The organism is Streptomyces sp. NPDC059037 (assembly GCF_042740015.1).
GTDB lineage: Bacteria > Actinomycetota > Actinomycetes > Streptomycetales > Streptomycetaceae > Streptomyces.
On record NZ_JBHYIG010000001.1, the window covers coordinates 94,954 to 119,142 of the forward strand.

At 70.3% G+C, this 24,189-nt stretch carries 23 protein-coding genes and 1 pseudogene; 8 read left to right on the plus strand and 16 right to left on the minus strand.

All coding sequences use genetic code 11. From position 1 onward, the window contains the following. Positions 1-11: 11 nt before the first annotated feature. From ACFWY6_RS00470 to ACFWY6_RS00485, 4 genes and pseudogenes are all read right to left on the minus strand, one after another. The gene (locus tag ACFWY6_RS00470; protein WP_384684393.1) at positions 12-863 is read right to left on the minus strand and encodes an MMPL family transporter; all 852 of its coding nucleotides are present in this window, start codon (positions 861-863) and stop codon (positions 12-14) included. 79 nt (positions 864-942) lie between these two features. Next, positions 943-1,221, minus strand: a pseudogene (locus ACFWY6_RS00475) (MMPL family transporter); the annotation flags it as partial. After that, positions 1,107-1,478, minus strand: coding sequence for a hypothetical protein (locus ACFWY6_RS00480; RefSeq protein WP_384684470.1), 372 nt, complete (start codon positions 1,476-1,478; stop codon positions 1,107-1,109). The pseudogene ACFWY6_RS00475 and the gene ACFWY6_RS00480, both read right to left, overlap by 115 nt. Before the next feature lie 117 nt (positions 1,479-1,595). Continuing rightward, positions 1,596-2,294, minus strand: a complete 699-nt coding sequence (locus tag ACFWY6_RS00485; RefSeq protein ID WP_384684396.1) for a TetR/AcrR family transcriptional regulator — start codon at positions 2,292-2,294, stop codon at positions 1,596-1,598. Positions 2,295-2,449: 155 nt separating this feature from the next. Here ACFWY6_RS00485 and ACFWY6_RS00490 point away from each other — a divergent pair, with 155 nt between their 5' ends. Beyond that, positions 2,450-2,920 (plus strand): nitroreductase family deazaflavin-dependent oxidoreductase, encoded by a 471-nt coding sequence (locus ACFWY6_RS00490; RefSeq protein WP_384684399.1) that lies wholly within the window; start codon positions 2,450-2,452, stop codon positions 2,918-2,920. 87 nt (positions 2,921-3,007) lie between these two features. On the opposite strand, the gene ACFWY6_RS00495 is transcribed toward ACFWY6_RS00490, so the two are convergent. Further along, on the minus strand, positions 3,008-4,210 hold the full coding sequence (locus tag ACFWY6_RS00495) for a geranylgeranyl reductase family protein (protein ID WP_384684403.1): 1,203 nt from the start codon (positions 4,208-4,210) through the stop codon (positions 3,008-3,010). 135 nt (positions 4,211-4,345) lie between these two features. On the opposite strand from ACFWY6_RS00495, the gene ACFWY6_RS00500 reads away from it, so the two are divergent. Then, complete coding sequence (locus ACFWY6_RS00500) at positions 4,346-5,701, plus strand: dipeptidase (protein ID WP_384684406.1); 1,356 nt, start codon at positions 4,346-4,348, stop codon at positions 5,699-5,701. 1 nt (position 5,702) lies between these two features. Here ACFWY6_RS00500 and ACFWY6_RS00505 read toward each other — a convergent pair whose 3' ends face one another. Beyond that, the gene (locus ACFWY6_RS00505) at positions 5,703-6,983 is read right to left on the minus strand and encodes an MFS transporter (RefSeq protein WP_384684409.1); all 1,281 of its coding nucleotides are present in this window, start codon (positions 6,981-6,983) and stop codon (positions 5,703-5,705) included. Beyond that, a complete protein-coding gene (locus ACFWY6_RS00510) occupies positions 6,980-7,537 on the minus strand; it encodes a GNAT family N-acetyltransferase (protein ID WP_384684412.1) in 558 nt (185 codons plus the stop codon). The genes ACFWY6_RS00505 and ACFWY6_RS00510 overlap by 4 nt, the downstream gene beginning before the upstream one ends. A gap of 26 nt (positions 7,538-7,563) precedes the next feature. Here ACFWY6_RS00510 and ACFWY6_RS00515 point away from each other — a divergent pair, with 26 nt between their 5' ends. Next, the gene (locus tag ACFWY6_RS00515) at positions 7,564-8,085 is read left to right on the plus strand and encodes a CGNR zinc finger domain-containing protein (RefSeq protein WP_384684415.1); all 522 of its coding nucleotides are present in this window, start codon (positions 7,564-7,566) and stop codon (positions 8,083-8,085) included. A gap of 28 nt (positions 8,086-8,113) precedes the next feature. On the opposite strand, the gene ACFWY6_RS00520 is transcribed toward ACFWY6_RS00515, so the two are convergent. Beyond that, on the minus strand, positions 8,114-9,193 hold the full coding sequence (locus tag ACFWY6_RS00520; RefSeq protein ID WP_384684417.1) for an NUDIX domain-containing protein: 1,080 nt from the start codon (positions 9,191-9,193) through the stop codon (positions 8,114-8,116). A gap of 308 nt (positions 9,194-9,501) precedes the next feature. Between ACFWY6_RS00520 and ACFWY6_RS00525 the strand changes: the two genes are divergently transcribed. Further along, positions 9,502-9,882, plus strand: a complete 381-nt coding sequence (locus ACFWY6_RS00525) for an STAS domain-containing protein (RefSeq protein WP_384684420.1) — start codon at positions 9,502-9,504, stop codon at positions 9,880-9,882. A 2-nt stretch (positions 9,883-9,884) separates the two neighbouring features. Here ACFWY6_RS00525 and ACFWY6_RS00530 read toward each other — a convergent pair whose 3' ends face one another. Continuing rightward, positions 9,885-10,052: a hypothetical protein gene (locus tag ACFWY6_RS00530; RefSeq protein WP_384684423.1), complete on the minus strand. Its 168-nt coding sequence runs from the start codon at positions 10,050-10,052 to the stop codon at positions 9,885-9,887. Between the two features lie 86 nt (positions 10,053-10,138). On the opposite strand from ACFWY6_RS00530, the gene cpt reads away from it, so the two are divergent. Continuing rightward, entirely contained in the window at positions 10,139-10,672 is a 534-nt protein-coding gene (gene cpt, locus ACFWY6_RS00535) for a chloramphenicol phosphotransferase CPT (protein WP_384684426.1), read from the plus strand. 808 nt (positions 10,673-11,480) lie between these two features. Here cpt and ACFWY6_RS00540 read toward each other — a convergent pair. Genes ACFWY6_RS00540 through ACFWY6_RS00555 form a run of 4 tightly spaced genes read right to left on the minus strand, consistent with a single transcriptional unit; the run spans position 11,481 to position 15,283 of the window. Beyond that, positions 11,481-12,098 (minus strand): GNAT family N-acetyltransferase, encoded by a 618-nt coding sequence (locus ACFWY6_RS00540; protein ID WP_384684428.1) that lies wholly within the window; start codon positions 12,096-12,098, stop codon positions 11,481-11,483. Between the two features lie 56 nt (positions 12,099-12,154). After that, positions 12,155-13,081 (minus strand): carbohydrate ABC transporter permease, encoded by a 927-nt coding sequence (locus ACFWY6_RS00545; RefSeq protein WP_384684431.1) that lies wholly within the window; start codon positions 13,079-13,081, stop codon positions 12,155-12,157. After that, entirely contained in the window at positions 13,078-13,995 is a 918-nt protein-coding gene (locus ACFWY6_RS00550) for a carbohydrate ABC transporter permease (protein WP_384684435.1), read from the minus strand. The genes ACFWY6_RS00545 and ACFWY6_RS00550 overlap by 4 nt, the downstream gene beginning before the upstream one ends. A 19-nt stretch (positions 13,996-14,014) precedes the next feature. Then, positions 14,015-15,283: an ABC transporter substrate-binding protein gene (locus ACFWY6_RS00555; protein ID WP_384684437.1), complete on the minus strand. Its 1,269-nt coding sequence runs from the start codon at positions 15,281-15,283 to the stop codon at positions 14,015-14,017. Positions 15,284-15,550: 267 nt separating this feature from the next. Here ACFWY6_RS00555 and ACFWY6_RS00560 point away from each other — a divergent pair, with 267 nt between their 5' ends. Continuing rightward, positions 15,551-17,614: an NPCBM/NEW2 domain-containing protein gene (locus tag ACFWY6_RS00560; RefSeq protein WP_384684440.1), complete on the plus strand. Its 2,064-nt coding sequence runs from the start codon at positions 15,551-15,553 to the stop codon at positions 17,612-17,614. 111 nt (positions 17,615-17,725) lie between these two features. Here the strand turns inward: ACFWY6_RS00560 and ACFWY6_RS00565 are convergent, their stop codons facing one another. Then, entirely contained in the window at positions 17,726-18,706 is a 981-nt protein-coding gene (locus tag ACFWY6_RS00565) for an ROK family protein (protein ID WP_384684443.1), read from the minus strand. A 234-nt stretch (positions 18,707-18,940) separates the two neighbouring features. Here ACFWY6_RS00565 and ACFWY6_RS00570 point away from each other — a divergent pair, with 234 nt between their 5' ends. After that, positions 18,941-19,927, plus strand: a complete 987-nt coding sequence (locus tag ACFWY6_RS00570) for a LacI family DNA-binding transcriptional regulator (RefSeq protein ID WP_384684446.1) — start codon at positions 18,941-18,943, stop codon at positions 19,925-19,927. Positions 19,928-19,958: 31 nt separating this feature from the next. Here the strand turns inward: ACFWY6_RS00570 and ACFWY6_RS00575 are convergent, their stop codons facing one another. Together ACFWY6_RS00575 and ACFWY6_RS00580 are read right to left on the minus strand one after the other, a co-directional pair. Then, the gene (locus ACFWY6_RS00575; RefSeq protein WP_384684450.1) at positions 19,959-21,671 is read right to left on the minus strand and encodes a serine/threonine-protein kinase; all 1,713 of its coding nucleotides are present in this window, start codon (positions 21,669-21,671) and stop codon (positions 19,959-19,961) included. 73 nt (positions 21,672-21,744) lie between these two features. Beyond that, entirely contained in the window at positions 21,745-23,037 is a 1,293-nt protein-coding gene (locus ACFWY6_RS00580) for a DUF6986 family protein (RefSeq protein ID WP_384684453.1), read from the minus strand. 208 nt (positions 23,038-23,245) lie between these two features. On the opposite strand from ACFWY6_RS00580, the gene ACFWY6_RS00585 reads away from it, so the two are divergent. Further along, positions 23,246-24,142 carry an endonuclease/exonuclease/phosphatase family protein gene (locus ACFWY6_RS00585; RefSeq protein ID WP_384684456.1) on the plus strand — a complete coding sequence of 299 codons (897 nt, stop codon included), beginning with the start codon at positions 23,246-23,248 and terminating at the stop codon, positions 24,140-24,142. The last annotated feature ends 47 nt before the right edge of the window (positions 24,143-24,189 follow it).

The following is a 24,189-nucleotide window of genomic DNA, read 5'->3' on the forward strand; positions in this document are numbered from 1 at the left end:
GTGCGTGGCGATCACGCGTACTCCCGCTGGAGTACCTCGGGGGTGGGAGCCTCTTCCCGCAGGCCGAAGCGGCGGTGCAGTCTGCGCAGGGGGCCCGGCGCCCACCAGTTGGCGCGGCCCGCGAGCCGCATGGCGACGGGCAGCAGCACGACGCGGATGAGCGTGGCGTCCACGAGGATCGTCAGGGCCGTGCCCACGCCGAGTTCCTTGAGGAAGACGACGCCTCCCGTCGCGTACGAAAGGAAGGCGAGCGCGAGGATCCCGGCCGCCGCGGTGATCAGCGGAGCGCTGCGCCGGATCCCGGCGGCGACCGCCGCCTCGGTGTCGCCGACCCGCTCGTACTCCTCCTTGATGCGGGCCAGCATGAACACCTCGTAGTCCATCGACAAGCCATAGGCGACGCAGAACATAAGGACCGGGATGCTCGGCTCGATCGACCCGGTGGGGGTGCAGCCGAGCAGCCCCGACAGATGCCCCTCCTGGAAGACCCACACCAGACAGCCGAACATCACCGACAGGCTGAGCAGATTGAGCACGGTCGCCTTGGCAGGCAGGAGCAGGCTTCCGGTCATCAGGAAGAGGACGCCGAAGGTGGCAAGGAGGATCAGGCCGACGGCGTACGGAAGCCGCTCCAGGAGGGTGGCGCGGAAGTCGGTGGTCTCGGCCGGATAGCCGCCGACCAGGGCGGGAGCGGGCGCCCGGGTGTCGCGGATCCGCTCGACGAAGGCGGGGACGTCGCCGTACATCGCCGCCTGGGCCGGGACGACGGCCAGACGTGCGCCGCCGTCGCGGTGCGGGATGCCCGATGGGGCGGTGCGACGGCCGTCCCGGTAGCGGCCGGTGGGCGCGTCGACCTGGAACACGCCCTGGATACCGGAGAGTTCGGCGGCGTAGGCCTGCGATCCGCTGCCAGATGCCGCTCGCCTCGGCCTGCGGGCGCTCCACGCGGTGCCCCCAGCAGGCGAGGGCGGCGGGCAGCAGGAGCAGCGCTGCGGCCACCGCGGTGACCACGACGAGGACACCTGCGTACGCGAACGAGCTCAGGAAGAAGAACGGGAAGACCAGCAGCGCGCTGAGCGAGACCGCCACCGTGGCCCCGCTGAAGATCACCGTGCGCCCGGCGGCGGAGGTCGCCCGGACCACCGCGTCGTCCTGCGGCAGGCCCGCGTGCCGCTCCTCGCGGTAGCGGTTGATGACGAAGAGGCCGTAGTCAATGCCGAGCCCCAGGCTGCCGAGGACGAGCGCGAGGTTGGCCGCGAATGTCGACACCGCGGTGAACTGCGCGATCCCCGCAGGCCCGCGAGCGTGCCCACGACGGACAGCAGGCCGACGCCTACGGTGAGCAGCGCCGCGACCGTGCGCCGGTAGACGAGGATCAGCAGGAGCACCACGGCGGGCAGGGCGAGGATCTCGGCGCGCAGGAAGTCGGTGCGGGCCTGCTCGCCGACCTGCCGGGAGATCTCCTCCTGGCCACCCACGCCGACGGTCAACTCGGGTGTGGTGCGGGACAGTTGGGGCTTCTGCCACGCCTGCTACTCCTACTACTCCTGCTACTCCTGCTACTCCTGCTACTCCTGCTACTCCTGCTACTCCTGCTACTCCTGCTCCAACAACCCCACACCATGGGCGAGTTGCGTGGCCGCGTACGAGAAGAACTCCGAGCGGTCCTCGACGACGCGGTTGAACTGCCCGAACACCTCGAAGCCCACGAGCCCGAAGAGCTGCGCCCACGCCGCGACCATCGCCGCGATCACCGCCGGCGGCAGATCGGGGGCGAGATCCGCGGCCATCCGCTCGGCCTCGGAACGCAGCCCGGCGGGCAGCTTCCGCACCGCGACACCGCGCGCCCGGTGGGCGTCGCGCACGATCCCGATCAGCAGAAGGCCCACGCGCGCGGCGGCTTCGACGGTGGACTGGGGCGCGCTGTAGCCCGGCACGGGCGAGCCGTAGATGAGGGCGTACTCGTGGGGGTGCGCCAGGGCCCAGGAGCGGACAGCCTCGCAGGTCACCGTCCACCGCCGCACGGGCGCGGATGTCGCCACCTCGGCGTGCGCGGCCTCCGCGGCCGCGCCGAGGGAGTCGTAGGCGTCGATGATGAGGGCGGTCAGGAGCTCGTCGCGGCTGGGGAAGTAGCGGTAGAGCGCGGAGGACACCATGCCGAGCTCGCGGGCCACCGCCCGCAGTGACAGTTTGGCCGCGCCATCACCCGCCAGCTGTCTGCGCGCCTCGTCCTTGATGGCTGCGGTGACTTCGACTCGGGCGCGGGCCCTGGCTCCGCTCGTGGCACTACTCATGCAGGCAGTGTGCCACGCATACAGAGCAGTGCGCCGAAACGAGAGCACTTCACACTTTCGAGAGCACTGCTCTTGCTTTGGATCACCGATCTCGTGCACACTGCTCTAAAGCGAGAGCACTGCTCTCGGAATCGCTTCCAACCAAGGTGGCCACCATGTCTTCGCCCTCCCCCGCCTCCCCCTCCCCCTACTACCTCAAGGGCAGCCCCCTCAACGTCCGGCTCAACGGCGTGATCGGTTGGCTGGCGCGGCGCGGCATCAGCCTGATGGGGTCCGCCGAGCTCTCCGTACGCGGCCGCAAGAGCGGCCAGCTGCAGCGCGTACCGGTCAACCCGTTCACGTACGAAGACGGGCAGTACCTGGTCTCGGCCCGCGGGCACTCCCAGTGGGTGCGCAATATGCGGGCGGCGGGCGGCGGGGAGCTGCGGGTCGGGCGCAAGGTCCGTGCGTTCACCGCGGTGGAGATCCCCGACGCCGAGAAGCTGCCGGTGCTCCGCGGCTATCTGGAGAAGTGGGGCTGGGAGGTCAACCAGTACTTCAAGGGCGTCACCGCCAAGTCGACGGACGCGGAGATCGAGGCGGCCGCGGCGGACCACCCCGTCTTCCGGATCACCGTCACGAAATGAGGCCCGGCCACCCACAGGCGGCCGAGCCTCAAGTCCTGCCAATTCCGGAGGTTACGAGCCCTCTACGAGCCCTCTACGAGCCCCCGGCTACCGGTCTATGGCGGAAAGCGCACGCCCCGCCAGCGGATGGTTCCGCACCAGCTCGCCGAGTGTCGTCGAGCCACGGGTGATCCTCGCGAACGCGTTCCACGCGGGCCGGAAGCCGGTGATCGCCGCGTGCAGCACGCCGGGGCGGCGCTCGAAGACGGTCAGCATGCGCCGCCCGACGCTCATCTCGACACCGAGGCCCGCCTTGACGGCGAAGGCGTAGTTCAGGGCCTGGCGGCGGGCGTCGACCGCGTCGTGCGCCTCGCCGATCCGCACCGCCCACTCCCCCGCAAGACGCCCCGATCGCAGGGCGAAGGAGATGCCTTCGCGGGTCCACGGCTCCAGGAGCCCCGCCGCGTCACCGCACACCACGACCCGGCCGCGCGAGAGCGGCGAGTCGTCGCTGCGGCAGCGCGTCAGATGGCCCGAGGAGATGCTCGGCTCGAAGCCGGCGAGGCCGAGGCGTGCGATGAAGTCCTCCAAGTACCGCTTGGTGGCGGCGCCTTCCCCGCGCGCGGAGATCACGCCGACGGTGAGCGTGTCCCCCTTGGGGAACACCCATCCGTAACTGCCGGGCATGGGGCCCCAGTCGATGAGCACCCGGCCCGCCCAGTCCTCGGCGACGCTCGCCGGCACCGGGATCTCGGCCTCAAGACCAAGGTCCACCTGGTCGAGCTTCACCCCGACATGCGCTCCTATGCGGCTCGCACTGCCGTCGGCGCCGACGACCGCGCGGGCGAGGACCGTCTCGCCGCTCTGCAGGACGACCGCGACGGTGCGCCGGTCGGGCACCGCGGAGCCGTGCTGCTCCACGCGCGCGACGGTGACGCCCGTACGCACCTCGGCGCCCGCCTTCTGCGCGTGCTCGACCAGTTGCTGGTCGAACTCGGAGCGGTTGATGAGCCCGAAGAGCATCTGCTTCGAGCGTCGGGTGCGGGCGAACTTGCCGTCGAGGGAGAACGTCACCGCGTGCACCCGGTCCCTGAAGGGCAGTTCGAAACCGGGCGGCAGTGCGTCGCGCGACGGGCCGATGATGCCGCCGCCACACGTTTTGTAGCGGGGCAGTTCGGCCTTCTCCAGGACGAGGACGCTGCGTCCCGCGACCGCAGCCGCGTAGGCCGCCGACGCCCCCGCGGGCCCTGCTCCCACCACGACGACGTCCCACACGTACTGCGCGTCGTCCGCTGAGTTCTCGCTGCTCACGTTGGTCTACCGCTCCCGATCCAGCTGTTGGCCGCGCTTTCCAAAGCATCCTACGGCGGGCACCCCCGACCCCCTCCTGTGGGAGGATCACAGCACCCACACCCGTACAACGTCGCACCTACGAGGAGCGTGCCCATGTCGCCGAATCCGATCGCCGAGACCGTCGCCTCGCTCATGCCGAAGGCGAAGGCGGAGCTCACTGAACTGGTGGCCTTCAAGTCGGTGGCGGACTTCGACCAGTTCCCCAGGAGCGAGAGCGAGGCCGCCGCGAACTGGGTGGCGGACGCGCTGCGCGCCGAGGGGTTCCAGGACGTGGCGCTGCTCGACACCCCCGACGGCACCCAGTCCGTGTACGGCGTGCTGCCCGGCCCGGAGGGCGCGCCCACCGTCCTGCTCTACGCGCACTACGACGTGCAGCCGCCGCTCGACGAGGCGGCGTGGACGACCCCGCCGTTCGAGCTGACGGAGCGCGAAGGACGCTGGTACGGCCGCGGCAGCGCCGACTGCAAGGGCGGCATGATCATGCACCTGCTCGCGCTGCGCGCCCTGAAGGCGAACGGCGGCGTCCCGGTGACCGTGAAGGTGATCGCGGAGGGTTCGGAGGAGATGGGCACGGGCGGTCTCGAGCGGTACGCCGAGCAGCACCCGGACCTGCTCACGGCCGACACGATCGTCATCGGCGACGCCGGCAACTTCCGGGTCGGTCTGCCGACGGTCACCGCGACCCTGCGCGGCATGACCCTCGTACGCGTCCGCGTCGACACCCTGGGGGGCAATCTGCACTCGGGGCAGTTCGGCGGCGCGGCCCCCGACGCGCTCGCGGCGCTGGTGCGGGTGCTCGACTCGCTGCGCGCCGAGGACGGTTCGACGACGGTCGACGGGCTCACCGGGGACGAGGTGTGGGACGGCCTTCAGTACGAAGAGGACGCCTTCCGCAAGGACGCCAAGGTCCTCGACGGCGTCGAGCTGATCGGTGCGGGCACGGTCGCCGACCGCATCTGGGCCCGCCCTGCCGTCACCGTGCTCGGCATCGACTGCCCGCCGGTGGTCGGCGCGACGCCGTCCGTGCAGGCGGGCGCGCGGGCACTGATCAGCCTGCGGGTGCCGCCGGGCGTCGACGCGGCCGAGGCCACCAAGCTGCTGCAGGCGCACGTGGAGGCGCACACGCCGTGGGGCGCGCAGGTGACCACCGAGCAGATCGGGCAGGGCCAGGCGTTCCGCGCGGACACCACGAGCCCGGCGTACGCGGCGATGGCTGAGGCGATGGGCGAGGCGTACCCGGGCGAGGAGATGCAGTACGCGGGGCAGGGCGGATCGATCCCGCTGTGCAACACCCTCGCCGCGCTCTACCCGCAGGCGGAGATCCTGCTGATCGGTCTCAGCGAGCCCGAGGCGCAGATCCACGCGGTCAACGAGAGCGTTTCGCCGGAGGAGTTGGAGCGGCTGTCGGTCGCCGAGGCGCTGTTCCTCCAGAAGTACGCGGCGAGCTGAGTCAGGCGCCGGCGCGTGGGCGTTCCCCGTGAGCCGTGACCGTCATGGCCGTCATGGCCGTCATGGCCGTCAGGGCCACGGCGGTCATCGCGGCGAGAACGCCCCACGCCGGTGTGAAGCTGCCCGTGACGTCGATGAGCAGGCCGAGGGCCGGCGGCGCGAGCACGACGGCGATCTGGTTGACGGACATGGCAAGGCCCAGGGCGAATCCCGTCTTGCCCGGTGGTGCCGATTCGGCGACGTAGGCGACCCACGGGCCGTACCAGCCGTAGCCGAAGAACCCGAGCCAGACGAAGACGGCGCACGCCACGGCGGGTGACCTGCCCGCGGGCGTCATGAGCGCGACCATCCCCGCGATGACGGCGATCATGCAGATCATGACGGAGGCGTGGCGCCCGGAGCCGCTGCGGTCGCTCCAGGCCGCCAGGCAGACACGACCGGCGACGCCGACCCCCTGGGCCACCACGAGGACGAGGGCCGCCGTGCCCGCCGCCAACGACGTCGTCCGGTGCAGGTGCAGCACGGACAGGACCCCGACGGCGTACTGCACGGTGATCAGGCTGGTCCCGGACAGCATGATCTTCACCATGGCCGGTTCGCGGAGCATCCCGATCCGGGCGTCGAGTTGCTCCCTGAGCGAGGGGGGCGAGGTGGGCGAGCCGCCGTCGTCCTGCTGCGGAGCGCCACCGGTGGGCGGCCGACGGTAGAACCCCATGAACACGCCTGCCCCGAGGAGCGCGATCAGCCCACCGGCCACGAGCGTCGCCCGCCAGCCGAACTCCTCGGCGACGAGGGGCAGTACGGCCGATGCGACGGCGGCGCCCAGCGGCAGCCCCGCCTGGCGGATGCCCATCGCCATGCCACGCTGAGAGGCATCGAACCAGGCCGCGACCGATTTGCTCCCGCCGGGCTGGATCGTGCTGTATCCCGCGCCGACGACGATCAGGACACAGAGCAGGGGTACGTATCCGGGCACCGCGCTGCCGAGCAGCAGGCCCACGCCGACGACACAGGCACCGGCCCCGACGACCCATCGCTCACCGATGCGGTCAAGCAGCTCTCCGGCCACCAACAGCCCTACCAGCGGCACCAGTTGGACTGCCGAGAGCAGCAGGCCCAACTGGGCCGTGCTCAGGCCCAGATCACGCTGCAGGTGGATGCCAAGGGCCCCGATGCCCTGGACGAAGAAGGCCGCGGCGGCCTGGGTGAAGGTGGCGATGCCGAGGACGGTCCACCGGTACCGCGACGCGCCGCCAACTGCCGTTTGCTGATGGGCAGTCATGGGCGCCAGTACAGCGACGGGTCGGGGTGGTCGACGAAGCCGAGTTCGCGATAGAGCGGCTCTCCTTCGGCCGACGCGGACAGGTCCACACGGGAGACGTCCCGCTCACGGAACCAGCCGAGCAGCCCGCGCATGATCGCGCGGCTGTGGCCTCGCCGCCGGTGCGCCGGGTCGGTGACCACGCCGATGACGTGGCCGACCCGGCCGTTGCGCGAGTGCGGACCGGGGAACCACTGGTCGACGGTGCCGATGCCACAGGCGGCGAGCCGACCGTCGCCGTCACTGTCATCGCCGTCGCCGTCGCCGTCGGCGTCGCCGTCCACGACGAGGATCCGTGTGTCCTCCGATGCCAGCTTCTCCTTCAGTACGGCGACCAGGGCGCCCCGCCAATCGTCGCCCGCTGACGCGGGGTTGAAGAAGTCGCCGCCGAGGTCGTCGAAGAGCGAAGCCCGCAGGCGTACGAGCTCCGCGATGTCGTCATCGGCGGCCTGCCGTACGCCGGTGTGCTCTCTGGAGCGGGTCGCGAGGTGAGGGTGTCCCGTCTGCTGACTCATGCCGTCCACAGTGGTGTAATGGTCTTATGCACCTCAACCCTTACGGCGAGGATGCCGTGAACCTGGCCGCGGACCTGGCCAACCACCGCCCGGCCGGCCCCGAGGAACTCGCGGACCGCTGCCGGGCCGCCGGGCTGACAGTGGAGCGCCCGGTCACGCCGCGGGACCTGGACCGGACCCTGGCCGCACTGGAGGCGTGGGAGAAGGTCGTCGACGCCTCCGACGAGAACGAGCACGCCGAGCTGGTCAACCGGATGCTGGCGGAGGCCGCCGCCTACCCACGCCTGACCGACCACGCGGACACCGGCTGGCACCTGCGCTACCGCGACGACCAAAAGCCGCTCGGCTCCGTGCTGTTCTCGCTGTTCTCCGTGGGTACGGCGCTGCACCTGGCGGGGCGTGGCATGCACCGGCTGCGGCGGTGCGACGTGACGGAGTGCACCACGATCTTCGCCGACACCTCCCGCACCGGGCGCCGGCGCTACTGCTCCCAGCGGTGCGCCAACCGCGACGCGGTACGCCGACACCGCGCGCGATCCGCTGCGTGAGCGCGGCGCATCTCGGGCCGACCCAAAGCTAGGGGCTCTCCGGCCCCGAACCGCCCGGGACTTCCCGCCGGCCGACCGGAACGCTCGCCTCCAGGTACAGCGGGATCCCGCGCTCGCGCGCCCGCAGTGCCCAGCGCAGCCGTTCGTAGCGCACAGGAGGCAGCAGCCGGGCCGCCTCCTCCTCGGTGACGAACCGGCAGTCGCGCAGCTCCGGTCCCGGCAGCAGCATCCGCTGTGCCTCATCGCCGTCGAGGTGCCCGCCGTCGAAGAGGAAGCGCATCCCTCCATAGCCGGGCGGCACGGGCGGCTCCCAGTCGACGACGAGGAGCCGCGGGGCTTCGGTGAGATGGATGCCCGTCTCCTCGGCGACCTCGCGCACGCCCGCGCGCGCGGGAGCCTCGCCCGGTTCGACGACGCCGCCGGGGAACTCCCAACCGGCCTTGTACGTCGGGTCGACGAGCAGCACCCGGTCGTGCTCGTCGAAGAGCAGCACTCCGGCGGCGAGCGTCTCCGCGGTGGGCTCCGGGGTCTGCACGATGTCGCAGACGGCCGCGGCACCGGTGCGTACGGCGTCGGCGACGCGCTCTGCGGTCTCGTAGGGGGTGAGCCCGCCGGTGTCGACGCGCAGGGCATCCACACCGAGCCAGCCCGCGAGGGCCGCGCGGTAGGGCTCGATGCGGTCGAGCGACGCCTGGCGTACCCGCATCTCGCCGTCGGACAGGTCCGCCGGGCCTGGTCTGCCGGCTATTCGCTCGCGCAGGATCGTTTCGTCCGGGGCCAGGACGACATGCCGTACGGCGATTCTGCGCGAGGCCAGGCCGCCGAAGATCTCGTCGCGGTAGTCCTGGCGCAGCAGGGTCATCGGCACCACGAGTACTCCGCCGACCTCGGCGAGCAGCGCCGCGGCGGTGTCCACGACGAGTCTGCGCCAGATGGGCAGATCCTGGAAGTCGCTCACCTCGGCGAGGTGCTTGGGCGGCAGCAGATCGGGCAGTCCGCCGCCGATGACCTCGGGGTCGAAGAGTGTGCTGTTCGGGATCAGCTCGATCAGTTCCCGTGCGGCGCTGGTCTTGCCCGCACCGGACGCGCCGTTGATCCAGACGATCACGGTTCCCCCTCTTCTGTTGGCCCCCTGTGGCTTGCCCGCAACACCCTGCCACGGAAACCAGGCCCTGTTGAGGCGGCCCATACCCAGGCCGAAAGTCAACTTGGACTGTCAAGCGATTCGCTTCCATTTCACTCTATTGAGTGGCAGCGAGACTGCATGAATCGTTCCCGCACTCCAGGGTGCGCCCTCCACCGCTAGCGTGATCCGCAAGGCGCCCCAGCCCCTGGTGACCTCTTGATTCCGGCTTTTCCGACACGGTCCGGTTCCCCCGCGAGGGTCCGGTTTCGTCATCGGCACTGGGGGGACCCATGCAGCTCGACGCACTGGACGAATTCGCCTTCGAGGACTCCGATCCGCCGCCTCGCGTATACGGGCTCAATGGCGCGGTCGTGGTCGAACTCCACGGCGACATCGACCTGTTGGCCTATCAGCGGCTCAACCCGCTGATCGACCCCATCACCGCGGGCCCCGCCCAGACCGTGATCATCGACCTGCGCGAGACCACCTTCTTCGACTGCTCCGGCATCTCCCTGCTGGTCCGCGCACACCGCCGTACGACGGCCAGAGGCGGCCACCTGTCCGTGGTCTGCACCCACACCCTGACGCTGCGCATCCTCAGCATCGCCGGCCTCACGGCGATGCTGTCTCCCGCGCCTACGCTGCGGGCGGCGCTGGACGCGGCGGGGTAGGCCTACTGGCCGAGCGCTTCGGTCATGTCGAGGAAGAAGTCCGTACCGAAGACGGCGACAACACCGAGGCCCACGACCGCCAGCGAGCAGATCACGGCAACCGCGATCAGGAGCCAGGTGCAGCCCACTGCACGGTGGTAGTCGGTGTCGTCGTCCCAGTCGTCGAGCATGCTGCCCCCCTCATTCCGCCGTCACAGTAGCCGCCGTCCACGGAAATCCGTTTCGTACGGCTCGGGAGAACTCCTACCCTGGCGGCGTGGCGACTCAGATGATCATTGTCAACGGCGGGTCCAGCTCGGGGAAGTCCGGGATCGTGCGCTGCCTGCAGGCCGTTCTTCCTGATCCGTGGCTGGCGTTCGGCTGCGATTCCTTCGTCGAGGCGATGCCCGCGAGGATGCAGGCGTCGGACGAGGGGATCGAGATCGCGGCGGACGGCGGGGTGAGCGTCGGGGCGGAGTTCCGTGCCCTTGAGGCGGCCTGGACGGAAGGCATCGTGGCGATGGCCCGCGCCGGCGCCAGGATCATCGTCGACGACGTCTTTCTCGGCGGAGCCTCCTCACAGGAACGCTGGCAGCAGGCCCTGGGCGAGCTGGACGTGCTGTGGGTCGGCGTGCGCTGCGACAGCGGGGTCGCCGCGGGCCGCGAAATCGCACGCGGCGACCGAGCCCAGGGCATGGCCGCGTTGCAGGCGGACACGGTGCACAAGGGCGTGACCTACGACCTGGAGGTGGACACGACGCACACCGAGTCACTGGCGTGCGCCCAGACCATCGCAGCCCGAATCCGCTGACCACCTGCGAGTGACCGAGCGGCCGACTCCCGGCCGCCCGACGCCCGTCAGACGCCCGCACCGGGACGGGGTGAAGTGTCTTGGACTCCCGGCCGACCGAGAGGTCGCCCCCGGCCGACAGGCCGACGCCTCGCCGCCCGACGTCCGTCAGGCGCCCGCACCGGGACGCATGGACCACAACACCGGTCCGTCGAGGGGCAGTTGCGCCTCCCCGGGACGGGCTGAAGTCTCTTGGACTCCCGGCCGACCGAGAGATCGCCCCCGGCCACCGAGAGGCCAGCTCCCCGCCGCCTGCCGCCCGTCAGGCGCCCGCACCGGGACGCGACTCGGGACGCATGGAACACAACACCGGGCCGTCGCCGGGCAGTTGTGCCTCCTCGGGACGCGGTGAATCTCCGCGCGGGCGGCGGGCGGCGGGCGGCGAGGAATCGGCCTGTCGGCGAGGATGGGGGATCTCTCGGTCGGCGGGGGTCGTCTCTCGGTCGGCTCCGGGAGACCGGTCCGCTGCACGGCAGTTGCGCCTACTCGGGACAGGGTGAAGCCTCTCGGACTCCCGGCCGACCGAGAGACTGACCCCCGGCCGACCGAGAGACCGACCCCCGGCCGACCGAGCGGCCGACTCCCCGCCGCCCTCTGTCCGCCAAGCGCACACACCGGCACGCGACTCGCGGGGCATCGACCACAACGCCCGTCCTCAGGGTGGCAGTTGTACCTCCTCGGGGCGGGGTGAAATCTCGCGGACTCCCTGCCGCCCGAGAGACCGCCCCCCTGCCGACCGATCGACCGGCTCCCCGCCGCCCGCCGTCCGTCAGGCGCCCGCGCCGGGACGCGGCTCGCGGCGCATCGACCACAGCACCGGGCCGCCGCCCGGCAGTTGTGCCTCCTCGAGGACCGTGAAGCCGAAGTGTTCGTAGACGGGGATGTTGGACGGCTTGGAGGACTCCAAGTAGACCGGCAGGCCTGACGCGTCGGCCTGGGCGAGTCCTGAGCGCAGCAGCGCCGACCCGTGCCCCTGGCCCCGGGCTGCCGGGTCGGCGCCGATGACCGCCAGGTACCAGTGGGCTTCCTTCGGGCCGTGCTCGGCAGCCGCCTCGACCGCGTCGCGGAACAGGCCTGCCCGGTCGCCCAGGATCTCCTGGAGCTCCTGGACGGTCTCCGCGTCGGGGACGGCCTTCTCCTGGCCCTCCGGCGCCACCCAGAAGGCGGCCGCCGCGTCGGTCCGCTCGCAGACGCCGTGCCGCGCGTACTGCCGGGTGAACAGCGTGGTGAAGTACCGGCCAAGTCCCGCCTCGCGAGAGGCGTCTTCCGGGAAGAACCAGCGCATCATCGGGTCGTCTCCGAAGGCACGGGCCAGGGTCCGGCTCACCAACTGAGCGTCATCGACCGTTGCCGTTTTCGGGGTGTTCGTTATAGGCATACGGGTCATTCTGCACACCCGATGATCTTCGATGACGCCGGGGGCCCGTCAGCCGCCGGTCGCCCTCACCCCTTGCTCGACCCCAGCGTCAGCCCCGCGATGAAGTGCCGTTGCAGCAGCAGGAAGACGAGGACCGTGGGGAGGGCCACCAGGACCGAGCCCGCGGCCAGCAAGTTGTAGTCCGTGAAGAACTGGCCGCGCAGGTTGTTCAGGGACGACGTGATCGGGAGTTTGTCGGGGTCGGAGATGAAGATGAGGGCCCAGAGGAAGTCGTTGTAGATCCAGGTGAATTCGAGCGTTCCGAGGGCCGCGAGCGCCGGGCGGCACAGCGGCAGCGTAATGCGCCAGAACTGGGTCCATACGCCCGCGCCGTCCACGATCGCCGCCTCCAGGATCTCCTGCGGCAGCGTCCGCATGAAATTCGAGAGGACGAAGACGCAGAAGCCCACCTGGAAGCCGATGTTGACGATGATGATCGCCCAGTACGAGTCGTACAGGGTGAGGGAATCAGACATCCACCAGGGAAGTGGAATCTTCAGGAACAGGACGTACAGCGGGGTGACAAGGACCTGCGGAGGCAGCAGATTGCCCGCGGTGAAGAACATCAGCAGGAGCATTCCGCCGCGAATGCGCAGCCGGGACACGGCGAAGGCGACGAACGCCGCGAGGAAGAGCGTGATGACGACCGCGGGCACCGCGATGAGCAAGGTGTTGGTGAAGTACTTGCCCATGCCGGAATCGCTGTAGGCCTGGCGGTAGTAGTCGAAGGAGAGGCGGTCGGGGAAGGAGAAGTAGCCGTGCTGAGCCGTCTCTTCGTACGGGCGAAGGGAGGCATATACGGCCAGGAGCAGCGGCGCGAGGAACGCGAGAGAGACGGCCGCGAGGAAGATGTGCACGCCGAACCGGCCCGGACGTCGCCCGCGTCGGGGGGATTTCCCGGCGGGCGGCGCCGGCGCGGCGGCGGGAGCCGTGGTGTGGATGTCGGCGGTCATCGGTCGCGCGCACCTCGCAGCTCTTGGACCAGGAACGTCACGATGAATCCCAGGGAGACGGTCAGCAGGACGACCGCGATGGCCGAGCCGAATCCGATACGGCTGGCCTCGCCGATGATGTTGTCGGTGATGAGTACGGAGAGCAGTTCCAGGCCATTGCGGCCCTTGTTCACCGCGTACACGATGTCGAAGGCGCGCAATGCCTCGATGACCGTGATGACGCCGACGATGACATTCACCGGGCGCAGGGTCGGGAAGACGACGCGGAAGAACGTCTGGCGGGCGTTGGCGCCGTCGATCTGCGCCGCCTCTTTCAAGGCCGGGTCGACGGATTTCAGGCCTGCCAGGTAGAGGATCATCACGTAGCCCGTATGCCGCCAGCTCGCGGCGAGCATCATCATCCAGATGTTGATGTCGGAGTTTCCGAGCCAGTCGACCGGGTCGTTGCGGTCGTCGAGGAGGGTGTTGACCACACCCTGGTCGGTGCCGAGGATCAGCTGGGCCATGAATCCGACGACGGCGAGCGACAGCACCACCGGCATATAGAAAACGGACTGGTAGAAGCGGCTGAAGCGGACTCCGCGGTCGATGACGACCGCGAGGAGAAGGCCGAACGGCGTCGCCACCAGGCCGAGGAACGCTGTCCACAGCAGGTTGTGGCGGACGGCCGGCCAGAAGGCCGGGTAGTTGTCGACCAGGTTCTCGTAGTTTTTTCCGCCGACCCACTGGATGTCGCCTATGCCGTCCCAGGAGGTGAAGGACAGGCCTATGGAGGCGAGGGTCGGGCCCCAGATGATGACGATGTCCAGCAGGACGGGAATTCCCAGGAGCACGCCGAGGACGACGATGTCACGGCGTGTGAAACGCCGTGGGCCCCGTCGTCCGGCGCGCCGCGCGATGGTCTTCTGCGGCACGGAACGTAATCCCCGCTACTCAGCTGACGTCCGACGAGAAGATGTCCTTCTTCTGCCGCTCGATGCTCTTGACAAGGCCGTCGACGTCATTCGGATCGTCGATGAAGTCCTGGAGGGCCTTGATCATGACCGTCTGCGCGAAGTCGGGCCGGGTGTCCCGGTCCAGGAACTGCGATATCTGCTTGGCGCCGGCGACGAGTTCGGCCGATTTCTTCTGCAGCGGGCTGTACTTGCTGGTGTCGGCCCCGTCGTTGACCGCGACGTTGTTGGGGTCGCCGGCCAGATAGATGTCCTCGGCCTTCGGCGTCCCCAGCCACTTCAGGAGCTCCTTGGCGCCGTCGACGTTCTTCGACTTCTTCGCGACCAGGAATCCGTCGATGGGTGCCTCGACGGCGTCCTGCCCGTACGCGGGGTCGATCTCGGGGAAGGCGAAGAAGTCGATGTCGTCGCGTTCCTTCGCCGGGAACTGCTGGCCGGGGTGCGGCATTCCGAACACGGCCATGCCCGTCTTGCGCTGCTGCAGGCCTTGTCCGGCCTCTTCCCAGGTGCGGCCCAGCGCGCCCTTCTGGTAGTACGGCATGAGCTCGCGCCACAGGTCGAAGACCTTCTTGACCTTGGTGTCCGTCCAGGCTTCCTCGCCGGCCATCAGGTTCTTGTGGAACTCGTATCCGTTGAGGCGCATGTTGATGTAGTCGAAGGTGCCCATCGCGGGCCAGCCGTCCTTGTCGCAGAAGGCGACCGGAATCCCGTCCTTGCTCATCTTCTTGGCGAGCGCGATGAAGTCGTCCCAGGTCTTGGCCTGTTCGTAGCCCTGCTTCTCGAAGAGGCTCTTCCGGTGGAACACGGCCCATGGGTAGTAGTAGTACGGCACGAAGTACTGCTTGCCGTCGTGTGTGGACTGCGCCTTCAGGGCGTCCGAGAAGCCGCTGAATCCCTTCCACACATCGCTGACATCGATCAGCAGGCCCTTCTCCGCGAAGTACTGCATGCGGTATCCGGCAAACCACATGAAGACGTCGTCGGGTGATCCCTGCAGATAGCGCGTGATGTTCTGCTGGAACTCGTTGTGCTCTGTCGTGTTGACCTTGACTGTCTTCCCCGACTTCTTCTCGTACGCGTCGAAGGCGGCGGCGAACGCCTTCTTGGGCACCGCGTCCGAGGAATTGGAGCCCATCGTGACTTCGTCCTTGTTGCCGCCGGGTCCGTCGCCGCAGGCCGTGAGCAGGGCCGGAAGGGTGACCGCTCCGGTGCCGGCGGCGGCACCCCGTAGCAGATTCCGCCGGGACATCCGATGTCCTGACATGCTTCGACGCGCAGCAGGATCACTGAACGATGACTGTGCCATGTCCCCCTCCTCGGGGTGCAACCGAACACAACCGAACGCGAGGGTTGGGATACCACTCCCAAGTGCCACCACAGTCAAGGGTTTCGGCGTTCGACTGTCCGAACCGTTACCACTCCCCTTCCAACAGAGTCCAACACGCTCTACCGTAAGCGCGCACCTCTGACACGTACATGCAGCCCCCAACTCCTGCGAGTACGGAGGAATGTAACGATGCGTCATCTCACCTCCCGCACCATCCGTCGAAGAGTCGTCGGGTCGATCGCCGCCGCACTGCTGTGCGGCGCCGGCCTCGCGGCCCCGGCACCGGCCGCGGCACAGGACCTGGACGCCCGGCGCGGAGCAGCCCCCGCCCCCGCGTCCGCGCCCGGTGCCGGGTCGCAGCTCCCCGGCGATCTCGCCCTCACCCCGCCCATGGGCTTCAACAACTGGAACTCCACCCACTGCAGGGCCGAGTTCGACGAGTCGATGGTCAAGGGGATCGCGGACATCTTCGTCGAGAAGGGCCTCAAGGACGCCGGCTATCAGTACGTCAACCTCGACGACTGCTGGGCGCTGCCCGAGCGGGACGCGAACGGCAAGTTGGTCCCCGACCCCAAGCGATTCCCCCATGGGATCAAGGCAGTTGCCGACTACGTACACGCCAAGGGCCTGAAGCTCGGCATCTACACCAGCGCCGGCACCAAGACCTGCAGCGACATCGGCTTCCCCGGAGCGCTCGGCCATGAGGTCAGCGACGCACAGCAGTTCGCCGACTGGGGCGTCGACTACCTCAAGTACGACAACTGCAACAACCAGGGCGTCGACGCCAAGAAGCGCTACATCGCGATGCGCGACGCGCTGGAGGCCACCGGCCGCCCCATCGTCTACAGCATCTGCGAGTGGGGCGAGAACAAGCCCTGGGAGTGGGCCTCCGACGTCGGCCATCTGTGGCGCACCACCGGCGACATCAGCGACAACTGGAGCTCGATGCTGTCGATCATGAAGCAGAACCTGCCGCTCGCCAAGTACGCGGGTCCGGGGCACTGGAACGACCCGGACATGCTGGAGGTCGGCAACGGCGGCATGACCGACACCGAGTACCGCACGCACTTCTCGATGTGGTCCGTCATGGCCGCGCCGCTGCTCATCGGCTCGGACCTGCGCAAGGCCACGCCCGAGACCTTCGAGATCATCGGCAACAAGGAAGTCATCGCCGTCGACCAGGATCCGCTGGGCAAGCAGGGCGAGGTGCTCTCCTCCGAGGGCGGCCGGTGGGTCGTCGCCAAGGAGATGAAGGACGGCAGCCGGGCCGTCGCGCTCTTCAACGAGACGGGCAGCGCCCAGTCGATCGCCACATCGGCGAAGGCCGTCGGCCTCCCGGACGCGGACGGCTACACGCTGCGCGACCTGTGGCAGCACAAGAGCTACAACACGGCGGGCACGATCTCGGCGACCGTCCCCGCCCACGGCACCGTACTGCTGCGTGTGTCGGCGGACGGCAAGTGGGCACAGCAGCCGCCCGCCGTCGAACTCGGCCTGGGCGGCGCCCCGTTCATGGAGCCCGGCAAGCCGACCGAGCTGACGTCGAAGGTCACCAACCTCGGCCGCACCCCCGCGCAGAAGGTGTCGGCCACCATCAGCGGACCGTCCGGCTGGCAGATCAAGGCGACGTCACCGTCGACCGCGAGCTCCCTGGGCACCGGCAAGTCCCTCAGTACGTCGTGGTCGGTGACCGCACCTCAGGGCGCGTCCCCGGGTGCGTACGACCTGACCGTCAAGACGGCCTACCGCTCCCCCTCCGGCGCCCGCGCCCAGAGCACGCTGCCGCTGACGGCGCATGTCGTCGTGGCCCCGCCCGCGGGCAGCTCGGCGATGAGCGACCTGCCGTGGCTCTCCACGGTCAACGGCTGGGGCCCGGTCGAGAAGGACACGAGCAACGGCGAGAGCGCGGCCGGCGACGGCAATCCGATGACCGTCAACGGGGTGGTGTTCGCCAAGGGGCTCGGTGCGCACGCGTCGAGCAGCATCGAGTACTACACCGGCGGCGCCTGCGAGAAGGTCACGGCCAAGGTCGGTGTCGACGACGAGAAGGGCCTCAAGGGTTCGGTCGCCTTCGAGATCTGGGCCGACGGCAAGAAGGCCGCGTCGACCGGCGTCCTGACCAACATCCATGCCGCGCAGGGCCTGTCGGCCGACGTGAGCGGTGCGCAGACGGTACGGCTCGTCGTCACCGACGGCGGTGACGGGACCGACTCCGATCACGCGGACTGGGCGGAGCCAACGCTTGGCTGCTGAGCCGCGGGCGGCTTTGGTTCCCGTCCGTCACCGGCTTCGCCGAGTCCGTCCTCAAACTCCCCCAAGCTCTTAAGGAGCAGGGGGGAGCCCCTCGACGGACTGTACTGCCCCTCAGCCCGTCCGGCTCTCCAGGACGCTGGGCTGCGTCGGCGCCGCGCTCAGCCTCTTGCCGCCGAGCGCGGCCGCCGCCGCGCCCACCAGGCCCGCGTCCGTGCTCATCAGCGCGGGGGCCACGGTGAGTTCGCGTACGAAGGAGAGCGTGGCGTAGTCGCGCAGGGCGCGGCGCAGGGGCGTGAAGAGGACGTCGCCCGCCTTCGCCACGCCGCCGCCGATGACGGCGATGTCGATCTCGACGAGCGTCGCCGTCGCGGCGATCCCGGCGGCCAGCGCCCTGGCCGCGCGGGCGAAGGAGGCAAGGGCCACCGGGTCGCCGGCCCTGGCGGCGACGGCGACCGCGGCGGCGGAGGTGTCGCCGTCCGGGCCCGGACGCCAGCCGCCGTCCAGGGCGCGGCGCGCGATGTTCGGGCCGCTCGCTATGCGTTCGACGCAGCCGCGCGCACCGCAGGGGCAGGGGTCGCCGTCGAGGTCCACGCTGATGTGGCCGATGTGGCCCGCGTTGCCGGTGGGGCCGGCGTGCAGTGCGCCGCCGAGGATGAGGCCGCCGCCGACGCCGGTGGAGACCACCATGCACAGGGCGTTGTCGTGGCCGCGGGCCGCGCCCTGCCAGTGCTCGGCCGCCGTCATCGCGACGCCGTCGCCGACGAGTTCGACGGGCAGCCCATCGGTCGCCGCCCGCACCCGCTCGACCAGGGGATAGCCGCGCCAGCCGGGGACGTTGACGGGACTGACCGTGCCCGCAGACGCGTCCACGGGGCCCGCGCTGCCGATGCCCACGGCGCGGGCGCGGCCCCACAGCGGGGAGACTCTGAGCTCGGCGACGACCTCTTCGACCGCCCGCATCACGGTGTCGCCGTCCTCGCGCGCGGGCGTCGGCCGCTGGGCGCGCAGCAGGATCCGGCCGTGCTCGTCCACCAGGGCGCCGGCGATCTTGGTGCCGCCGATGTCGAGTGCGACGACGAGGTCCGTGTGCATCAGTGTCAGATCTCCTGGTGAAAGGGCAGGCCGGAGAGTGCGATGGACAGTCTCTCTTGCATCTGACAACGTTGTCCAGGCTCTATGCTCGACGCCACATCATTTACGCCGACGACAGGACAGCGCACCGTGGCAGAGACCGCCGCACGCCCGCCCGTCTCCCACCACCCTGCCGGAGACCCTCCGGGCCGCCCCTCTCGCTCTCCCGACAACCGATACGGCTCCCGTCCGACAATGAAGGACGTCGCCGCGCGCGCCGGAGTGGGCCTCAAGACGGTCTCCCGGGTCGTGAACGGCGAACCGGGTGTCACCCAGGACACCGAACGCCGCGTACAGGAGGCCATCGAGGCCCTCGGCTTTCGCCGCAACGACAGTGCGCGGGTCCTGCGCAAGGGCCGCACCGCCAGCATCGGCCTCGTCCTGGAGGATCTCGCCGACCCTTTCTACGGCCCGCTCAGCCGCGCCGTGGAGGAGGTCGCCCGCGCCCACGGCGCGCTCCTGATCAACGGTTCCAGCGCCGAGGACCCGGACCGGGAGCAGGAGTTGGTGCTCGCGCTGTGCGCGCGCCGGGTCGACGGTCTTGTCGTCATCCCGGCCGGTGACGACCACCGCTATCTGGAGCCGGAGATCGCCGCCGGTGTCGCCACCGTCTTCGTCGACCGTCCCGCCGGGAAGATCGACGCCGATGTCGTGCTCTCCGACAGCTTCGGCGGCGCGCGGGACGGCGTCGCCCATCTCATCGCCCACGGTCACCGCCGCATCGGCTTCATCGGTGACCAGCCGCGGATCCATACGGCCATAGAACGCCTGCGGGGCTATCGCGCCGCCATGGAGGACGCCGACATCCCCGTCGACGAGGAGTGGGTGTCCCTCGGCGCGACCGCCCCGGAGCGCGTCGGACCGGCCACGGAGGCGATGCTGAGCGGCCCGGACCCCGTGACGGCTATCTTCGCGGGCAACAACCGTGTGACGGTGACGGTCGTCCGTGTCCTCGCCGGGCTCTCCCGTCCGGTGGCGCTCGTCGGCTTCGACGACATCGAGCTCGCGGATCTGCTGCAGCCGGGCGTGACCGTCGTCGCCCAGGACGCGGCGCAGCTGGGCAGGACCGCGGCGGAGCGCCTGTTCCGGCAGCTTGACGGGGCGTCCGACGCTCCGGAGCGCATCGAGCTGCCCACCCGGCTGATCACCCGCGGGTCGGGCGAACTGCCGCCTGCGGGCTGACCGTTGCCGCGCCTTCCGGTCTGCTGACCGGTCAGCAGACGGGGAGGCCCGGCAGCGGCTTGTCGTTGTCGCCGCCCTTGATGTACACGTCGCTGACGAACACGTTCGTGTTGCCGCTGTCGTCGTCCGTCTTGGCCCACCAGACGTTCGTCCACTCGCCGTACGTCTCGCGGCGGCCGAGGTTCTGCTGGCAGTAGAAGTAGTTGGTGCCCGCGTTCAGTACGCCCGCCTCGGCGCCCGACGCGGTGTACGACTTGGCGGTGCGCCACACCGAGCAGTCGTACTTGCCGCCGCCCGTGGCGTGGCAGACGGGCTCGGGGGCCGGGTCGCCGCCGCCCGATGTGCCGCCGTCGGAGCCGCCGGAGCCGCCGCCGGTCGTGCCCTCGTCCTGGGTCGGCTCGGTCGAGGGCTTGGGGCGGCTCGTCGGCTTGACGGTTGACTTCGGATCGTCCTTGTCCGACGGCTTCGCGTCCGGCTCACGGGACTTCTCGTCGCCCTGCTTCGACGGCTTGGGGGCGCGTGTGCCGTCGAGCGAGCCACGGCTGTTGTCCGCATCCGGCTCGGCGGTGTTGCCGCCGGGGGACGCGGGACTCTGCGCCCGGTTTCCGTCCTCTCCCCCGCTGTTGAGGAGGGCCACGGTGACGCCGGTCGCGGCCAGGACGACGGTGACGGCCGCCGCGGCGAGCAGGGCGCGGCCGCGGCGCGGGCGCTTGGGCTGCTGCGGGGACGCGGGGGACGGCTGCGGGACCGGGGCCGCGGGGTGCGGCGCGGCGGCCGCTGCCGCGAGCGGTGGCCCGAAGCCCGGCGGTGGCCCGCTCGGGATGCTGCGCTCGGTGGTCTGTCTCGGCTGCGGCGTGGGCTCGCGGAGCGCGGTTGTGGGGGCTCCGCTGCCGGCCGCGTCGGCGAGCAGCAGCACCGCCTGGTCCGCGTCCGGCCGCGCCTGCGGGTCCTTGTGCATCAGCTGCTGGAGCACGGGCGTCAGGGGGCCTGCCCGCTGCGGCTCGGGCAGCGGCTCGGCGACGATCGCGGTGAGCGTCGACCACGTCGACGTACGGCGGAAGGGCGACGATCCCTCGACCGCCGCGTACAGGGTGGCGCCGAGGGCCCAGACGTCGGATGCGGGGCCCGGGTCCTGGCCCTGGGCGCGCTCGGGGGCCAGATAGTCCAGGGAGCCGACGAGCTCGCCGCTGCGGGTGAGGTGGGTGGACGAGCCGTCGGCGGGGTCGTCCATCGTGGCGATGCCGAAGTCGGTGAGGACGACGCGGCCGCCGCCGGACTCCAGGAGGATGTTGCCGGGCTTCACGTCGCGGTGCAGTACGCCTGCGCGGTGGGCGGCGGCGAGCGCCTCCATGACCTTGGCGCCGATGGCCGCGGCCTCACGGGGGTCGAGGGTGCCGCGCTCGCGCAGGACGTCGTCCAGGGACGGTCCTTCGATGAGCTCCATGACGATGAGGGGGCGCCCGTCGACCTCCGCCACGTCGTGCACGGCGACGACTCCGGGGTGGCGCACGCGAGCGGCCGCGCGGGCCTCGCGCTGCATCCGCACGCGCAGATCGGCCAGCTCCGGCCCGGCCGCGTCCGAGTACGTCCGCAGCTCCTTGACCGCGACCTCGCGGTGCAGCACCTCGTCCACCGCGCGCCAGACGACGCCCATGCCGCCGCGCCCGAGCTGCGCCAGGACGCGATAGCGCCCGGCCAGGAGTCTGCCGACCCCGCCCGTCTGTTCCTGATCCCCCGAAGACACCGCTGCCCCGTTCCTGCGACACCACTTCCGTGGGCTACAGAGTACGGGGCAGGGGTGACAGCGCGTGCCGGAGTTACTTGGCGTTGGCCGTGAGGTCGCCGCGGCGGGGGCCCGCGAAGGACTGCAGCCCTGCCAGCGTGAGGCCGGTGCCGCGGGTGACCTCGCCGGCGTCGAGGGCGCCGCAGTCCAGGCCGCGGAGCAGGTATCCGGCGAGCGCCTTCGCGGTGGCGGGCTCGTCCGCGACCGCGCCGCCCTCGTGATGCCCCGCGTAGGCGGAAAGGCGCGCGGCGGCCCGCTCGAAGCCCTCGCGGTAGAACGCGATCACGGCCGCGTACCGCGTCGGGATGTGGCCCGGGTGCATGTCCCAGCCCTGGTAGTAGGCGCGGGCCAGGGCGCGCCGGGTGAGGCCGAAGTGCAGCCGCCAGGCCTCGTGCACGTTCGCGGTCGAGCCGACCGGCAGCACGTTGGTGGAGCCGTCGGATACACGTACGCCGGTGCCTGCCGCGGCGACCTGCATGACCGCCTTGGCGTGGTCGGCGGCCGGGTGGTCGCTGGCCTGGTAGGCGGCGCTGACGCCGAGGCACGCGCTGTAGTCGAACGTGCCGTAGTGCAGGCCGGTGGCGCGGCCCTCGGCGGCCTGGATCATCCGGGCGACGGCGGCGGTGCCGTCGGTCGCGAGGATGGACTGGCTGGTCTCGATCTGGATCTCGAAGCCGATCCGGCCCGCCTCCAGGCCGCGCGCCTTCTCGAACTCCTCCAGAAGGCGCACCATGGCGGTGACCTGCTCGGGGTACGTCACCTTGGGCAGGGTCAGGACGAGACCGTCGGGAAGGCCGCCGGCCTCCATGAGACCGGAGAGAAAGATGTCGAGGGTGCGAATGCCACGGTCGCGGACCGCCGCTTCCATGCACTTCATACGGATGCCCATGTACGGGGCCGCCGTGCCGTTCTTGTAGGCCTCGGCCACCAGGCGGGCGGCGCGGGCCGCGTCCTGGTCCTCGCCCTTGCCCTTGTAGCCGTCCTCGAAGTCGATGCGCAGGTCCTCGATGGGCTCGCGCTCCAGCTTGGCGCGCACGCGGCTGTAGACCGGCTCGGCGAGATCGTCGGTCAGGCCGAGCACGGCCGCGAAGGACGCCGCGTCCGGGGCGTGCTCGTCGAGCGCGGCCAGGGCCTGGTCGCCCCAGCTGCGGATGGTGTCGGCGGCGAAGGCCTCGCCCGGGACGTACACGGTGTGGACGGGCTGGCGGGTGCCTGGGTCTCCGGGGTAGGCGCGCTCGAGCTCCGCGTCCACCGGGGCGAGGGAAGCGCTGATGCCCTCGCTGACCGCACCGGCGAGGCTCGTTGCCACCTGCTCTTGCTGACCCATTCCTGCATCCTCCACACGCTCGGTGCCGCGCCCGGCATTTCCGCTTAACGGAATCAAGAATCCGTATGGCGAAGTTATCCGTCGACCTTCCCGCTGGTCAACACCCTCTCGTCTGCCGGACCGCGGCCGTTCACTCCTGTCTCAGATCCTGCTTCCGCACTTCCCCGCGCGCACCCCATGCTGACCGCCACACACCGAAGGAGACCGCGTGCCGCACGACTCCCGAGTGACCCGCCGCCTCGGCCTGCAGACCGTACTCGCCGCCGCGGCGGTCCCCCTGTTCACCACGGCGCTCGCCGCCTCCCCCGCGCACGCGGTGGAGCGTGCCGGACGCCGTCTGGAGGTCATGTCGTTCAACCTCCGCTACGCGAGCACCACGCCGCCCAACACCTGGGCCGACCGCCGCCCGGTGACCCGGGAGCTGCTGCGCCGCGCGCGCCCGCATGTCATCGGCACCCAGGAAGGCCTCTACCAGCAGGTGCGCGACATCGCCGCCGACCTGGGCCCGCACTACGACTGGATCGGCACCGGCCGCGCGGGCGGCAGCCGCAACGAGTTCATGACCGTCTACTACGACACCCGCAGGCTCGCCCCGGTCGAGTACGACCACTACTGGCTCTCGGACACCCCGGACGTCATCGGCTCCAACACCTGGGGCGGCGGTTCCATCCGCATGGTCACCTGGGTCCGCTTCCACGACCTGCGCACCGACACCGAGCTGTACGTGCTCAACACCCACCTCGACAACGCCAGTCAGTACGCACGCACGCGTGCCGCGAGTTTGATTTCCGAACGCATCGCCCGCCTCGACCGGTCCCTGCCGATCCTCGTGACGGGCGACTTCAATGTGGCCGCCCACAAGAATCCGGTCTACGACACGATGCTGGGCGCCGGTCTCGTCGACACCTGGGACGCGGCGGACGAGCGCAGCAAGGCGTACGCCACGTTCCACGGTTACAAGCCGCTCACCCCGGACGGCGACCGCATCGACTGGATCCTGGCGACACCGGGGGTCCGGGTCCACTCGGCGACGATCAACACGTTCGCCCTCGACGGACAGTTCCCGAGCGATCACCTGCCGGTGCAGGCGAGTCTGACGCTGTGACGCGGCGAGGCCCTCGCCCCCGTGTGTGGTGCGGGGGTGAGGGCCTC